15 protein-coding genes are annotated in these 15,364 nt (G+C 36.3%); 1 reads left to right on the forward strand and 14 read right to left on the reverse strand.

Going from position 1 to position 15,364, the window contains the following annotated elements; all coding sequences use genetic code 11:
* Positions 1-104: 104 nt before the first annotated feature.
* The 4 genes from sph to bdhA form a co-directional block, all read right to left on the reverse strand.
* Positions 105-1,106: a sphingomyelin phosphodiesterase gene (gene sph, locus AC0IXC_RS24245; RefSeq protein ID WP_471653496.1), complete on the reverse strand. Its 1,002-nt coding sequence runs from the start codon at positions 1,104-1,106 to the stop codon at positions 105-107.
* A gap of 76 nt (positions 1,107-1,182) precedes the next feature.
* The gene (gene cerA / locus AC0IXC_RS24250; RefSeq protein ID WP_002029789.1) at positions 1,183-2,034 is read right to left on the reverse strand and encodes a phospholipase CerA; all 852 of its coding nucleotides are present in this window, start codon (positions 2,032-2,034) and stop codon (positions 1,183-1,185) included.
* 264 nt (positions 2,035-2,298) lie between these two features.
* A complete protein-coding gene (locus AC0IXC_RS24255; protein WP_000948238.1) occupies positions 2,299-2,643 on the reverse strand; it encodes a potassium channel family protein in 345 nt (114 codons plus the stop codon).
* A gap of 118 nt (positions 2,644-2,761) precedes the next feature.
* Positions 2,762-3,814, reverse strand: a complete 1,053-nt coding sequence (bdhA, locus tag AC0IXC_RS24260) for a (R,R)-butanediol dehydrogenase (RefSeq protein WP_000645834.1) — start codon at positions 3,812-3,814, stop codon at positions 2,762-2,764.
* 226 nt (positions 3,815-4,040) lie between these two features.
* On the opposite strand from bdhA, the gene AC0IXC_RS24265 reads away from it, so the two are divergent.
* Positions 4,041-5,195: an MFS transporter gene (locus tag AC0IXC_RS24265; protein ID WP_088038465.1), complete on the forward strand. Its 1,155-nt coding sequence runs from the start codon at positions 4,041-4,043 to the stop codon at positions 5,193-5,195.
* Between the two features lie 17 nt (positions 5,196-5,212).
* Here AC0IXC_RS24265 and AC0IXC_RS24270 read toward each other — a convergent pair whose 3' ends face one another.
* From AC0IXC_RS24270 to rbsR, 10 genes are all read right to left on the reverse strand, one after another.
* Complete coding sequence (locus AC0IXC_RS24270; RefSeq protein ID WP_471653497.1) at positions 5,213-5,542, reverse strand: hypothetical protein; 330 nt, start codon at positions 5,540-5,542, stop codon at positions 5,213-5,215.
* Positions 5,543-5,570: 28 nt separating this feature from the next.
* Complete coding sequence (locus AC0IXC_RS24275) at positions 5,571-5,912, reverse strand: hypothetical protein (protein WP_471653498.1); 342 nt, start codon at positions 5,910-5,912, stop codon at positions 5,571-5,573.
* Between the two features lie 329 nt (positions 5,913-6,241).
* Positions 6,242-8,632, reverse strand: a complete 2,391-nt coding sequence (gene inhA2 / locus AC0IXC_RS24280; protein ID WP_471653499.1) for a M6 family metalloprotease immune inhibitor InhA2 — start codon at positions 8,630-8,632, stop codon at positions 6,242-6,244.
* 298 nt (positions 8,633-8,930) lie between these two features.
* Positions 8,931-9,578, reverse strand: a complete 648-nt coding sequence (fsa, locus tag AC0IXC_RS24285; RefSeq protein WP_000667669.1) for a fructose-6-phosphate aldolase — start codon at positions 9,576-9,578, stop codon at positions 8,931-8,933.
* A 38-nt stretch (positions 9,579-9,616) separates the two neighbouring features.
* A complete protein-coding gene (rbsB, locus tag AC0IXC_RS24290) occupies positions 9,617-10,540 on the reverse strand; it encodes a ribose ABC transporter substrate-binding protein RbsB (protein ID WP_002090926.1) in 924 nt (307 codons plus the stop codon).
* Between the two features lie 14 nt (positions 10,541-10,554).
* The gene (locus AC0IXC_RS24295; protein ID WP_002029798.1) at positions 10,555-11,490 is read right to left on the reverse strand and encodes an ABC transporter permease subunit; all 936 of its coding nucleotides are present in this window, start codon (positions 11,488-11,490) and stop codon (positions 10,555-10,557) included.
* A gap of 3 nt (positions 11,491-11,493) precedes the next feature.
* Positions 11,494-12,978, reverse strand: coding sequence for a ribose ABC transporter ATP-binding protein RbsA (rbsA, locus tag AC0IXC_RS24300; protein WP_002029800.1), 1,485 nt, complete (start codon positions 12,976-12,978; stop codon positions 11,494-11,496).
* 18 nt (positions 12,979-12,996) lie between these two features.
* On the reverse strand, positions 12,997-13,392 hold the full coding sequence (gene rbsD / locus AC0IXC_RS24305; protein WP_002125248.1) for a D-ribose pyranase: 396 nt from the start codon (positions 13,390-13,392) through the stop codon (positions 12,997-12,999).
* Complete coding sequence (rbsK, locus tag AC0IXC_RS24310) at positions 13,389-14,285, reverse strand: ribokinase (protein WP_002140386.1); 897 nt, start codon at positions 14,283-14,285, stop codon at positions 13,389-13,391. The genes rbsD and rbsK overlap by 4 nt, the downstream gene beginning before the upstream one ends.
* A gap of 13 nt (positions 14,286-14,298) precedes the next feature.
* Positions 14,299-15,270: a ribose operon transcriptional repressor RbsR gene (gene rbsR, locus AC0IXC_RS24315; protein WP_002029805.1), complete on the reverse strand. Its 972-nt coding sequence runs from the start codon at positions 15,268-15,270 to the stop codon at positions 14,299-14,301.
* Positions 15,271-15,364: the final 94 nt, after the last annotated feature.

The following is a 15,364-nucleotide window of genomic DNA, read 5'->3' on the forward strand; positions in this document are numbered from 1 at the left end:
TCCTCTTCTATATATGTCTTATACATATTGGAAAGAAAAAATGATTTTCCTGTTTTCAAATAAAAAAAGTTTCTTCTTCACGAAGAAACTTTTTTAAGACTACTCTACTTCATAGAAATAGTCGCCTCTACTGGATAATGATCAGAATAATCATCATACGTATATTTTTTGAACCATGATGTAACAGACCACTTTGGAGATTTCACTTGTAATACGTTATTCTCTACGAATGATGGATTCGCATGATCTTTACTCGCAATAATATAATCTAAATGTTCAGCAGGTGCATCTGGATAATTGTATTTCGCAATACTGTTTGTCGTCGCATCCCAAGTTGCTGCATGTCCTGTATAAGATGGAACAGACGCATGTAATGTTTTAAACATCGATGCATACTCTGAATTGCTATTATTCTCTGCATTTATTTTATTTACATTCATATCACCACCAATTAACACATACTCGTTATTTGGTATATTTTTATTTTTAATAAACTCTTGAATTTCTTGTAGCTGTTTTGTACGTACAGATGCTGGCGAAATTTGTCCACACATACTATCTTCAGCTTGTAAATGAGTCCCAATCACATGTACAAAAAGATCATTTTTCTTAACTTTTGTGTATACAAATCCTTTATTTGATAAGTTATCTGGTCCACAGCCTTTTTCGAATACATATTGAATCTTTTCAACAATTGGCCATTTACTCACAATCGCTACACCTCCATCTTCAGGAGTCGAAGATGAATAGTTTCCTAACGTCTTATCCCACTCGCTTCCACTACTACGACCTAATACTGCCGTTTGATTTGGATATTCTTTCTTCAAATTTCCTAATAAGCGATTTGAAGCGTTATTATCAAATACTTCATTTAATATAACAACATCTTGATTTTTCATATAATCCGCTGCCCCAATTAAATCAGCACGCTCATTTTGTCCCCAGTTCGGATATAAGTTCGTTGATAGCATGTACACATTATGCGTCATCACTTTTAATGTATTATTTTGATTTATAGACATTTCTGCTTGAGCTGAAGATCCACTATATAAAGCTCCTAAACCAATACCAAAGCTAAGTACACCTTTTAGCAATTTACCTTTCACGTTTCATACCTCCATGTACTGTGTAGTGATAAAAAGGCCAAATACTCTATTCTGAGATTTGACCTTTTTCAAATATTTAACGATTTCCGTACGTATCAAACCAAAGCTGTATGTATCCAGCAGTAACACGTTGTGCATCCATTAATCGCGTACCTGTCATTGGTGTAACTTCAGCGCGCCATTTATCTGCATATTCTTGTGATACAGCTGCTTTCACGAACCAATCTTTCGTATTATCATTTACAATGCCAGAGTAATCTTGTTTCGCAGCTACTGCCGCTCCATGAATCCAATCTTCTGGATTTGTACCTTTCCAGTTCCAATATCCATTTCCATCCGTTACTTTATAATTATCTTTTATCGTATCTACAAAGTTTTCATATTTAGAATGGAACCCTTGTGGATACGAAAGATTTGTAAAGTTTGCCGCATGCATCGGTTGATTTACATCCCCTAAATAATGAAGAGATAACCCCAAATAGAAGAATGCTTGTTTCATATCTTTATTTTTGTATGACTCACCTGCTAATTTAAAATATTTAGCTCCAGTTTCCTTTGCCTGCTTTGCAAATGGAATATAAGTTTTTCCATTGTCAGGGTCATAGAAGTGTGAAGCAAATGTGCTATTATCATAATAAGGATTTTCATAGTCAGCAGCATAAATACCGTTCTCTAACTCCGTACGCCATTCATTTAATAGTGCAACCTGATCTTGTTTTACAAGTGTTGTATTACGAGACATAATATCCATTGCACGGTTTACAATCCATAAATGAGAGTTTACGCCTTCTTTATGCTTATCTTCAGCAGACCAGCGGTGAACTATATTTATTCTACTTCCCCCATCATTTTCATGAGCAAATGCAACACTTTGTAACGGAGCTACTAATGTAATAGCCGCTGCTAAAGCAAGTACTTTCTTTTTCATATAAAATCCTCCATTTTTTAATTGAATTATTGTAAACTTTTTGTTAGGATCCTATGATATCGTCTGGTTAACCTATGACTAGAATATCCCACCTTTCATGAAATTTCTATCAATAAATTAAAATATGCAAATGTTCATATCATTATAACTTTATACATAGTGAATATAATGAATGAATACACTTACATTGTAATAAAGTATTGTTAAGCTACTGCAAATGATTGTCTAAACTAATGTAAAAAAAGAGTAAAGCATCCACATGCTTTACTCTTTTTTTCTTTTCGATAATATACTTGGCAGCTGTACATTAACTGCCAACTTATGAATAAATCCAAACACTAATCCAATCCCGATAAATATGTATAAGATCGTAAATACCTTTCCGAAATCAGTTTGCGGACTAAAATTCCCATCACCGACAGTCGTCAACGTGACCACACTAAAATATAGGGCGTCAAGAGGACGTAATCCTTCAACTGTACTATAAAAAATCGTACCAGATGTTAATGTTAAAAATGTTAATACGAATAATACTTGAAATTCTTTATCTTTCCACGCTCGTAAACAAGCTTTTAGCATCCGTTTCAATGTCAACATAAATGAAAGCATTAGACTTCCCCTTCCAAACAAAATACCTGTAGTTAAAGGAAAGTCTATCACCTTTCTGTATAGAAAAAAAGTAGCCCTCTTCTATTTCTAGAAAAGGGCTACTTTTTACTATTCTCTATTATTTAGGTGAAACAAGAATTTTTACTTGTGTTTTATCTTTTACAAGTGCTTCAAATCCTTCTTCAACAACTTGATCCACTGTGATTTTTTTCGTAATTAATTTCTCTGCTTGAATTTGGCCAGAGCTAATTAATTTAATAACAGCTGGGAAGATATGACGGTATCCAAGAATACCAATAACTTCTTTTTCTTTTAGTACAAGGTTGTTTGGCGTAATTGTCGCATCTTTTTCCCACACACTAACAATTACAGTTTGTCCTTCAAAACTTGTACTTTCAATCGCTTGACGAAGTACTACTTCGACACCTGTTACTTCAAAGCTCACATTTACACCTAAACCATTTGTTAAGTTACGAATTTCTGCTAGTACATCTTGAGTTGCTGGATTTAATACGTAATCAGCACCTGCTAATTTAGCTAGCTCTTGACGTTCTTTAGAAAGTTCCACTGCGATAACAGGAGTTGCTCCTGCTGCTTTTGCTGCTTGGATTACAAGAAGCCCAATCGGACCACAACCAAATACCGCTACAGCTTCTCCCTCTTTTAATTTACTTTGACGTACTGCATGAACTGCTACTGCTGCTGGTTCTACAAGTGCACCTTGTTCATACGTCATTTCATCAGGAATATGGTGGACCATATCTTCTGGTACTACTGTATATTCAGAGAAACCGCCGCCTTCTCCGCCAAGACCGTGGAAAACAAGTTGTTCACAAACATTGTAATGTCCGTGTTTACAAGCTTCACATTTACCACAAGAATAAATTGGTTCTACAACGACGCGATCTCCCACTTTATGAGAAGTAACGCCTTCACCGATTTCAACTACCTCACCACTAAACTCATGACCTAAAATAACCGGTGCTTTTACGTGTGTTAATGGGTGCTCTTCTGTTGGAATAAAAATAGGTCCTGCTAAATATTCATGCAAGTCTGTTCCGCAGATACCACACCATTTAACTTTAATCTTAACTGCTCCTGGTCTTACAGTTGGTTCTGGTACTTCTTCTACTCGTACATCACGTTGATTATGCCAAAGTAGTGCTTTCATTTTATACATCCCTCTCTACGTATATACTTAACCTGGTGAAGTTTACAAATCTATTATAATACTTCCATCCATATATTTCAAAAAAACAATCTCATTTCCACTAAATTTTAACAAATAACGTTCAATATTTTGTCACTTTGTACTTTTTTCCACATCTGTTAATGCTAATTTCATTGCGGTTGAAATTAGCATTATGCCATAATAGCATAGGAGAGGTGAATATCGCTTGAAATATTTTATTTACTTTATTGTTATCGTAGCGTTTCTAGATACATTTTCACAATTACCTATTATGAGTACTTTCGCTCAAAGTCTTGGAGGAACCCCTCTTGTTATCGGGCTAGTTATCGGTATGTACTCATTCGCTAATATGATCGGTAATATTATCGCTGGAGCCGCTGTCGATAAATTTGGTGCAAAAAAAATCCTTTATATAAGCATGGGAATTACGAGTTTCATAGTCTTGTTATACACCGTTGTTCAAAGTGGTGAACAACTATTAGTTGTGCGCTTTATGCACGGTTTTAGTGACGGATTTTTAATTCCTGCTGCCTTTACGTTTTTATCAAAGCAAACGAATTCAGCAAGGCAAGGTAAAGCAATGGCTCTATCTGGTGCCGCTGTTGGAACAGCTGCAATCGTAGGACCTGCTTTCAGCGGCATTATGAAAGCAACAGCTGGTATAGAGTGGGTGTTCATTACTATTTCTATTTTAATGGTCCTTGGTACAATCGTATCTCTATTCTTCTTACCAAATAACGTATCAAGAAAAGATACATCAAGAACACAAATGATGAACAAAGAAGATATGATTGAACTATTGAAATCAGAACCGTTATTACAAGCATATATTGGTGCTTTCACACTAATGTTTTCACAAGGGATTGTCACTTATATGTTACCAGTAAAAGTTGAGGCATTAGCACTTAAAGCATCTACAACAGGCATGATGTTAAGTGTATTCGGAATTACCGCTATCCTCTTCTTCTTACTGCCAACAAATCGCATTTACGATCGATTTAATCGTTCCAAACTAATGCTAATCGGGATTGCAGTAATGGCACTAGCGTTATCTTTACTCGGATTATTTGCAACAAGAGGCATGCTCTTTATCGTTATGATGATTTATGGAATTGGATTCGCTATCCTCTTCCCAGCAATTAATGCTTTACTTGTTGAAAATACAACAGATAGTAACCGAGGGAAAGCATTCGGATTGTTTTATGCTTTCTTCTCATTAGGAGTTGTTGCTGGCTCCTTTACAGTTGGAGCAATCGGGGCATCGCCTAGCGTCAGCTTCGTTATCGGAACTGCATTCTTGTTAACATTTGCTGGAATGATTTTTGTAAGAAGCAAAGTAAAAAAGACAATGATGGGTTAATTCCATCATTGTCTTTTTTAAAATGCATATTGATATAACCCGTAATATAATAGCAGCGTTGGGATAATACCAATTAATTTGAATATAAAAGGTAGCGGGTCATCCTTCTCTTCATATAAACATAAAACAAAAACTGCAGTTAAAGTCCAAATGATGCTAAATACGAAGATGCATTGCCAAACGATCGGCGTCAATATTTGTACATCAAAAACAAATCCAAATAGTCCTATCCATGTAATAATAGACACTACAAAATCAAACTTTTGAATTGGTGTTTGAAACATCCCTCTCACTAGCGAAGTAATAGCTAATATCGCTACAATTACCAAATAAATTTTCCACAACATAATGATAATCTCCTATTCAATTCAACTTTTAACTTTTAACTTTCAATAAACCATATTTAATGAATAATATGGCATTATATTTTTCATAGAAATAATACAACGGATAACAAAATAAGAAGAAAATAAGTACGGTTGGTACATTGTCTATAATAGAAAAATGTTTTACTAGCAATTCTTTAATACTCTCTCCAATAATAATAAACAGTGGGATAACACAGATTGCCGCTAATATTAAACATGGTGTTATCCTCATTTCTTTCAGCTTCACCTTACAATGCGGACACCTTAATGAAAAAGGATGTGGGATGTCGATAATATGTTGTGCAGTAATATTCTCTTCACATTGTGGACATGCAATTGTTTCTCTCATTTGTCCCCCTCCTTTCTACTCATCAAAAAAGAGTTCTATTAAATAGAACTCTTTTTATTGCCTAATATATATTACTTTTGTATATAACCAAATATCAATGTAAATAAACTTACATATAAAAGCAATACTACTTGCTCCTTTTAAAAAAGAAAATGAATAAATATCGACGATACTTCGACAATTTCCTCGGAAATATTTCTTTTCCACACATAATTTGATACACTACATATGGATAAACACTTGTATTACATAAGCTAAAATAATAACTTAATGTACAAATAAAAGAGCACATTCTTCATATGAAGAATGTGCTTTTATTTTATCCCGCATTAACGTCTAATCCAAACAGCGCCTGCCGATTTATCCTCTGCCTGTCCAACAACTTGGAATTTAAGTCCAAGGTTTGGAACTTTTCTTCCCGCGTCTGCAATTTGTTTGTTACTATATACTTTTGAATCATCAAAAGTTGTAACACCTTGTAATCCAGAATAGTTAAACTGTCCACGTGTTAATGAATTTGCACTCCATGCGGGTGTTTGATCAAATGAAAAGGCAGCGTCTGCAATTTGCATGCCTGTATTACCATACGCTGGTTTCCCGTTTAAATTACCAACAAACGCTTCTGGATGAGAGTCTACAACACCAAGGAAGCCTTCACCTGGATGTACCCCAACCCAGTTATCTTTGAAACTATCATCTGCATACCAAACGACAAGACCAGTATTATACACCGGACCTTTTCCTGCTTTTAATCCATTATCTGATTCAGCATAGTTTCTCCACTCTAGATAATAATAATGGGGTTTCTGTTCTGTCCCATCAGAAACAACGAATCCATTTAACTGCATTTTAGATGTTCCTTCTGCATCATCAGAAAATACTACTTGTCCATCAACTGTTACATTTACATTATCCATCGCGAAACCTTTATATGTTACAGCTGGATCTGTAATATAGTCGAATTGTAGTTTCACTTTCTTCCCTTTAAATTGACTTAAATCGTATGATTTATCAATCCATTTTCCATCTGTCGTGTCTTTATCTCCTTGTACTACTTTTTCTCCAACTCTATCAATTAACGTCTTCGTTCCATCTTCTGTTACAGCATGTACTTCGATGAAATCACACTCTGCTTCTAGTTCATAATTCGCTTTATAATCAAATTTCGCATTTGTTCCTTTTGTTAAATCAAAGAATGGTGTTTCTAATGTCGTATGCATATCATCTCCTCTTGTACTATAATATGCATGCTTTCCAAACTCCGGTTTAATTGTTTCAACACTTTTACCTGGTAAGTTAACACGTACAACGCCTGGACGATTGGATTTCGTAACACTTTGATCAATATATGTAGGAACGCCTACACCACTCTTAATTTTATCGTAATCTACTTCTAAAATTTTCGCCCAGTTTCCACCCATATTCTTTTGTAAGAAGTCTTTATTTTGTGGTGAGAAACTAGTTGGCTCTGTTCCTGCGATTTTTCCTGTCCAGCTACCTCCACTCATTAATGACCACGCTTCAACAGGTGAACCAGTTCCAGTATATTTCGTGTCATATTCATCCGGTAAGCCAAGGTCATGTCCAAATTCATGCGCAAATACACCTACTGCTCCATCTTCTGGTTCAATTGTGTAATCATGCGCTGCTACTTTTCCACCAAAGTAATCTACATTTGATTTTGTACCTTCAATCGCTACTGGATCTATTGCTAATTTTGAACGATGTGACCAAATTGCATCATCACCTAATTTACCGCCACCAGCTTCTTGACCAACACCAGCATGGATTACCATTAAATGATCAATTACACCATCAGGTTCATTTGGATTTCCATCACCATTTGTATCATATCTATCAAATTGATCAAATTGAGATAAATCTAACCCTTTCTCAGCAGCTGCATGTAAAGCTTCTTTCACTAAATCACGTGCGCCTTTTGGTCCTTTATTATCGTGACCGCTACTACCATCAGCACCATAATCAGCGGCTTTACCTGGAACAGTTAACCACTCTGTTACATATCCATCCGTCGTATAACTACCGCCAGACTGTTCTTCATAATATTGCTTAAATGTTTTTACTTTCGAACCATCAAATAATGTGTAAGGCTCATTACCAAATAACATTTTTTGATAATGTTCTCTACTAAAGTCTTTCGAATACATATAACCTGGTGTTTGCTCAATATTATTATGTTTATAATCACTAAATTCAACGAGTAACACTAACACTTTATCATTGCGGACAGGTCCACTATATGGAGCTTGTTTCGCCTTAGAAGTTGGAACTTTCCCATCTAATTGCTTTTTATTTGGCTCTGGCTTTTGCTCAGGGCTAACATTTTTTTCAGCTTTCTTTACTTTTTCCTTTTCTTCCATCTTCTTCTCTTTTACCTTTTTCACGAAATCAGATGCTTCTTGATTCGCATCGGGAAGAATTTCTTTATTCGCCTGATCCCCTTGTTTCTTTTCAATATATTGCTCTACGGCCTTTTTTGTCTCTTCTTTAGACGATGCTGGATTAATTGTTCCTCTTTCTTTCAGCGCTTCCGCTAAACGATCTTCTTGAATTAAGTTATGATCAATTGGCGTTGTAGACACACCTTCTTTTGCTGACGTTTCTGCATATGCTAACGGAGCACTCATTACAGCTGAGCATCCGATGAGTGTTGCGATCGTTAATGATGACAACACTTTAAATGGCGCTTTTTTTCTCATTTTAATCATCCCCTTGTATCAATCTTAAACTTCAGATAAAAATATGTAATCTATCCTCCCTTGTATAATAAAAGACATGATTCTATAAGAAATAAGCTTTCTGTTATAGAATCATGCCCTCCAGTTTTCTGGTCAGACCCTCTATCTTTTTATGTCGAAATGTGAAAAATAAAGAGTGATTTGTATATATTAAATAGCTTATATTAAAAATTTAAAAGACAATATGCACAATTGCATGAAAATTCTTTCAAACAAAAAAAGAACCCAAGTTAATTAAACTTGGGTTCTCCATTTCGTATTATTTCTCTTGTGTTTTTTCCCAATCAGCTAAGAATTTCTCAATTCCTTGATCTGTTAATGGGTGCTTCACTAATGAAGCGATTACGTTTGCTGGGATTGTTGCAATATGTGAACCGTTTAATGCTGCTTCTGTTACGTGAACACTATGACGTACAGATGCTGCAATGATTTCTGTTTCAATGCCGTGAATTGCAAAGATTTCTGCGATTTGGCGAATTAAGTCCATACCGTTATGACCGATATCATCTAGGCGACCTAAGAACGGTGAAACGTATGTCGCACCAGCGCGAGCTGCAAGTAATGCTTGCACTGCTGAGAATACTAATGTAACGTTTGTACGAATTCCTAAATCTGAGAATGCTTTTACTGCTTTTAAGCCTTCTGTTGTCATTGGAACTTTTACAACAACATTTGGAGCGATTTTTGCTAACTCTTTTCCTTCTTCAATCATTTTGTCAGCTTCTAAGCTAATTACTTCTGCGCTTACAGGTCCTTCAATAAAGCTGCAAATTTCACGAATACGCTCATGGAAATCTACGCCTTCTTTTGCTACAAGTGATGGGTTTGTCGTTACTCCAGCTACTACGCCTAATGCATTTGCCTCTTTAATTTCGTTAATGTTTGCTGTATCAATAAAAAATTTCATTTGTTATTCTTCCTTCCTAATTTTCATTTTATATTTATTTATTTTTTCTTAATAAGCTCTAATTCAATCGGAATAAATTTGTCCACTTTTTTACCTTGTGTTATCTCTTTTGCTGTTTCCATCGCCTTCTCTCCGATTAATTCCGGTTTTTGAGCGACTGTTGCTGCCATACGCCCATCTTTAACCGCTTTTACAGCATCATCCGTTGCATCAAATCCAACAACGACTACATCCGTTTTACCAGCAGATTTTAATGCCTCAATTGCGCCTAATGCCATTTCATCATTATGAGCAAATACCGCTTTAATATCGCTATTTGCTTGCAAAATATTTTCCATAACAGATAACCCTTTTGCACGATCGAAATCAGCTGCTTGTTTTGCTACTACTTTTAAAGACTTATCAGCTACGTTATGGAATCCTTTCCCACGCTCACGAGCAGCAGACGATCCAGGTATTCCTTCTAACTCAGCGACATTTGTTCCTTCACCAACTACTTCCCGAATGTAATCACTAGCCATTTGACCACCTTCTACATTGTTGGAAGCTATGTGAGAAACAACTTTACCTGAATTTGCAACTCGGTCTACTGTAATAACAGGAACATTGGCTGCATTGGCTGCACTTACCGCTGAAGCAACAGCATCTGAGTCGGTTGGATTAATAACAATTACATCGACACCTTTTTGAATTAAATCTTCAACATCGTTTGTTTGCTTCGCTGCATCATTTTGTGCATCAACAGCAATTAATTCAATGCCGCTATCTTTTGCTTTCTTTTCTGCACCTTTTTTCAACGTGACGAAAAATGGATTATTTAAAGTTGAAACAGAAAATCCAACTTTAATAGTTTTATTTCGACCTTTATCGCTAGAATCCTTTGCCCATTCTGGTGGTTCCATTGAACAACCAGCAGTAACTACCATGATGCATGCAACGAGTATCAGTAACCATTTTTTCATGAATTGCCCCTCCATTACGCTTCTTTTCGACGATCAATTAGTACAGCTAGTAAGATTACAAGTCCTTTTACAACTTGTTGGAAGAAAGAAGATACACCTAATAAATTTAAACCGTTATTTAGTACACCAATAATAAGCACACCGATGAATGTACCAACAATCCATCCTCTTCCACCTGAAAGACTCGTTCCTCCTAACACAACTGCAGCAATTGCATCCAATTCGTAAGAAGTACCAGCAGTCGGCTGTGCAGAATCTAACCTTGATGTTAAGACAATACCTGCAAGCGCTGCCAAAATTCCGGAAAGACCGTAAATCATTACTTTAATTCTCGTAACATTAATACCTGATAAAGCTGCCGCTTCTTCATTTCCACCAATCGCAAACGTACGGCGACCAAACGTTGTTTTCTTTAAAATAAAGTACAGTACTGCAAAAGCGATCATCATTGTAACGGCTGGCACAGGAATACCAAGGAAATAACCACGGCCAAACATTTGGAACATTAAATGATCACCAAGACCAGTGATCGGACGTCCGTCCATATAAACAAGCGTCAACCCGCGAAAAATAGTCATTGTTGCTAAAGTTGCAATAAACGGAGCTACTTTTCCCTTCGCAATAATGATACCGTTTACAATCCCCATTGCAAGACCTGCTAATAATCCAACTACCATTGCAAGGAACGGATCCATGCCACTTGCCATCATTCCGGCAACAAGTGCACTTGATAATGCTAAAATAGAACCTACCGATAAGTCAATACCCCCTGTTAAAATAACGAAGGTCATTCCAAATGCAATGAGTGCATTAATCGATACTTGGCGCAGTATATTAAATAAATTTGGAATTTCAATAAATGCTGGATTTAAAGCTGTAATTACTACGATAATTAATACTAATCCAATTAAAGAACCAAGTTGTTGTAATACATTCCCCTTCTTAGCCATATCTTACTCTCCCCCTGTAGCTAGTGCCATAATAGACTCTTGCGATGCCTGATCTTTCTCTAAAATACCACCGATTTTCCCTTCATGAATGACGAGAACTCGATCACTCATTCCTAAAACTTCTGGAAGCTCAGACGATACCATAATAACGGCATCTCCTTGCTCGGTAAGCTTATTCATAATAGAGTAAATTTCTTTTTTAGCCCCAACATCTACACCTCTCGTTGGTTCATCTAAAATGAGTAACTGCGGATGAATACCTAACCATTTTGCAATTACAATCTTTTGCTGATTTCCACCAGAAAGAGATTTTACAGCTTGCTCTCCGTTTGCTGCTTTCACATTAAGAAGCTTCATCATATCCTCAGTAAATTGCTGTTCTAAACCTTTATTAACAACGCTTCCCTTTGAAAGACTTTCTAAATTTGGTAAAGCTAAATTTTCACGAATCGAAAAATCTAACACAAGCCCTTCAGATTTTCTATCCTCTGTAATAAAGGCAATTCGTTGTCTAATCGCATCAATTGGACTATCAATTTTTACTTCTTGTCCATTCATGAAAATTTTTCCTGAATCGAGCGGTTCATATCCAAATATTGCTTTCATAATATCCGTGCGACCAGCTCCCATCAAGCCCGCAACACCAAGGATTTCACCTTTTCTAACTTGAAACGAAACATTTTCAAATTTCCCCTTTTTCGTTCCGTTTCGCATTTCAAAAATCACTTCGCCAATTTGACTATTTCGTTCTGGATAACGTTCACCAATACTGCGCCCCACCATCATGCTAACTACTTCATCAAATGATGTTTCTGGAATTAATCTCTTCCCTACATATTCTCCATCACGCAAAATCGTAATAGCATCACATATTGAAAAAATTTCTTCCATCCGGTGTGAAATATAAACGAATGAAACGCCCTCTTTACGTAATTTATTAATAACAATAAACAGCGTTTCAATTTCGCGATCTGTTAATGCTGCTGTAGGTTCATCCATAATAATAACGCTCGCCTTTGTCATTAATGCTTTAGCAATTTCAATAATTTGCTGTTGTCCAACTGATAATTCACCTGCTAGCATAGCACCTCTCACATGTAGGCCAAGATCTGCTAATTGTTGCTGGGCAATCGCATTCATTTGACGCGTACGTAAAATGCCCGTTTTCCCATACATTAACTCTTTTCCAAGAAACATATTTTCAGCTACCGTTAAATTCGGTAATATGTTCAACTCTTGATGGATAAATGCAATACCATACTCTTCAGCTTCTTTCGCATTTTTAAAAGTTCGTTCTTTCCCATCAATCATGACTGTTCCACTGTCTTTTTTATATACACCTGTTAAAATCTTCATGAGCGTCGATTTCCCCGCTCCATTTTCCCCCATCAATGCATGAACTTCTCCTGTTTCAATCATAAACTGTGCGTTTTTTAGAACAGGATTACCACTGAACGCTTTTGAAATGTTCTTCATTTCAATATGCATTCTCATCACATCCCTTTATTAAAAAATCACGCCTGCATGTAAAATAACATTCGCATAAGGCGTTGCTTCTCCTGTACGAATAATCGCCTTCGCTCTCTTTGTATGCTCTTTAAATTCCTTATGAGACACATATTCAAATGCTGGCTCTATTAATCGCATCTCAACTTCTTTATTTACCTCTGCATTATTTATAATAACTTCTTCTGCTAACATCACTTTTTCAATTGCCATATCATCAGCAACTACTTGTAATACGTCTAAAAAACTAGGTTTTCCGATTTCAACTGCTAAATCAATTCGTTTTACTCCATCAGGAATAGGTAACCCGCAATCAGCAATTACAATCGTATCTGTATGTCCAAGTGAAGCAAGGACCGCCGCAATTTCACTATTTAATACACCGTGTTTCTTCATCCGACAATCACCTGCACTTCACGTACTCTATCTCTTGTTGGCATACCGCCCTGTGCCCCAAGTTTCGTTACAGAAAGACCACCAGCAATGTTCGCAAAACGAATTGCTTTTTGAAGTATTTCTCCTTCAGAAAGTGCAACTGCTAGCGCGCCGTTAAATGTATCACCAGCTCCAGTCGTATCCACTACGTCTACAGCAATACTTGGAACTTGAACAACTTCCGTTCCGTTATGGAAACGAACACCGTTAGACCCTTCCGTCATCAATAGCTTATTTGGATATTTCGCAAGTAACTCTTCAATTGGTGATGTGAAATCATTTAATACGATGCGACATTCATGTTCATTCGGCGTAATATAAGTCGCTTTTTCTAAAATATCTTCTGATAAGATTTGTGCTGGAGCCGGATTCAACATAACTGGAATGTTATGCTCCTCACAAATAGCCAGAACGTATTTTACTGTTTCAAGCGGAATCTCTAGTTGAAGAACAACCATATCTGCTTTTACAAGAAGGTCTTTTGAACGATCTACAATCGACTCATTTACAAGAGCATTTGCTCCTTGTACGACAACAATACTGTTATCCTCTTCTGCTAAAACGATATGAGCGATTCCTGTCGTCCTATCTGTAACCGGTACCACATAGTCGATAAAAATGCGTTCGTTCTCCAAATTTTTTCTAACTACTGTTCCGTAATCATCATTTCCTACTGCACCAACCATCGCTACATTTGCTCCTAATCTAGCTGCAGCAACTGCTTGGTTGGCCCCTTTTCCTCCTGGTATCGTATGAAACGCTTCACCAATTACTGTTTCTCCTGCTTTCGGCCGTATTTTTGAAACAGCCACTAAGTCCATTGAAATGCTACCTACTACTGCAATATTTGGCATCTGTCTCATCTCCTTACTTCGTTGTATTTCGTTCTATAATTTCAATCGGTAAACGATAGTGTTTTTCTTCTAATGGATTTCCTTCCATCTGCTCTAACAACAATTCTGTTGCAATTTTCCCCATTTCATAAATTGGCTGTGCAACAGTCGTAATAGATGGATACATCATTTCAGTTAAAGAAATTCCATCGAATCCAATAATTTGTAAATCGTTTGGAATAGAAATTCCCTTTTGAAGTGCAGCCTTTACAATACCAATTGCAATTAAATCATTCCCAGCAACAATTCCATCAATATGCGGATATTCTTCTAATAATTCCACCGCTACCTGTTCACTATTAGCTGGATCGAATGTACTCTCTGCAATCATATAAGAAAGATTATTTTGCGTAATAACGTCTACAAAACCTTCAAAACGTTCATTAGCTGTGCTCACATCACGCGGTCCACGAATATGTGCAATATGTTTACACCCTTTGTCTATTAATAACTTTGTCGCCGCCTGGCTCCCTGCATAGTTATCTGCATATACAGTAGGAATGCGCTCATTAAACATACGGTCAATCGCAACAACTGGAATAGACAAATTCATGTAATTAACACTATTTTGTGGATTCGTTGCTACAATAAATCCGTCCACATTATTTTGTCTAAGCACATCAATGTATTGCTTCTCTTTTTCTAAATTTTCATCAGAGTTACAAAGTACAACTGTGTATCCTTGCTTATGTGCTACATCTTCTACAGCACGTGCAACTTCCGGAAAGAATGGATTCACGATATTTGGAACAACTAAGCCAATTAAACGAGACTTTTTATTATATAAAGAACGCGCTACTGTACTAGGCTTATAATCTAGCATTTCAATTGCTCGCTCTACTTTCTTTAATGTATCCTCATGGACATATCCATTTTTATTTAACACTCTGGAAACGGTCGCAACAGATACCCCTGCTAATTTTGCAACGTCTTTAATCGTACTCATTCTCTTTTCTCCTCATTTCATGTAACCGTTTACAGAAAATAATATAACGCATTTATAAAAATACGTCAATCATTTCTAACTAAAAAGCTTTTAA

The sequence above is a fragment of the Bacillus sp. AC266 genome (genome assembly GCF_979253805.1).

Excerpts from the sequence above, each read along its gene's own strand:
- bdhA (WP_000645834.1), bottom strand. The coding sequence starts at position 3,814 with ATGAAAGCACTACTTTGGCATAATCAACGTGATGTACGAGTAGAAGAA.
- rbsD (WP_002125248.1), bottom strand. The coding sequence starts at position 13,392 with ATGAAGAAACACGGTGTATTAAATAGTGAAATTGCGGCGGTCCTTGCT.
- AC0IXC_RS24270 (WP_471653497.1), bottom strand. The coding sequence starts at position 5,542 with ATGTTGTGGAAAATTTATTTGGTAATTGTAGCGATATTAGCTATTACT.
- AC0IXC_RS24255 (WP_000948238.1), bottom strand. The coding sequence starts at position 2,643 with ATGCTTTCATTTATGTTGACATTGAAACGGATGCTAAAAGCTTGTTTA.
- cerA (WP_002029789.1), bottom strand. The coding sequence starts at position 2,034 with ATGAAAAAGAAAGTACTTGCTTTAGCAGCGGCTATTACATTAGTAGCT.
- AC0IXC_RS24295 (WP_002029798.1), bottom strand. The coding sequence starts at position 11,490 with ATGGCTAAGAAGGGGAATGTATTACAACAACTTGGTTCTTTAATTGGA.
- rbsA (WP_002029800.1), bottom strand. The coding sequence starts at position 12,978 with ATGCATATTGAAATGAAGAACATTTCAAAAGCGTTCAGTGGTAATCCT.
- AC0IXC_RS24275 (WP_471653498.1), bottom strand. The coding sequence starts at position 5,912 with ATGAGAGAAACAATTGCATGTCCACAATGTGAAGAGAATATTACTGCA.
- rbsR (WP_002029805.1), bottom strand. The coding sequence starts at position 15,270 with ATGAGTACGATTAAAGACGTTGCAAAATTAGCAGGGGTATCTGTTGCG.
- rbsK (WP_002140386.1), bottom strand. The coding sequence starts at position 14,285 with ATGCCAAATATTGCAGTAGTAGGTAGCATTTCAATGGACTTAGTGGCT.
- fsa (WP_000667669.1), bottom strand. The coding sequence starts at position 9,578 with ATGAAATTTTTTATTGATACAGCAAACATTAACGAAATTAAAGAGGCA.
- inhA2 (WP_471653499.1), bottom strand. The coding sequence starts at position 8,632 with ATGAGAAAAAAAGCGCCATTTAAAGTGTTGTCATCATTAACGATCGCA.
- rbsB (WP_002090926.1), bottom strand. The coding sequence starts at position 10,540 with ATGAAAAAATGGTTACTGATACTCGTTGCATGCATCATGGTAGTTACT.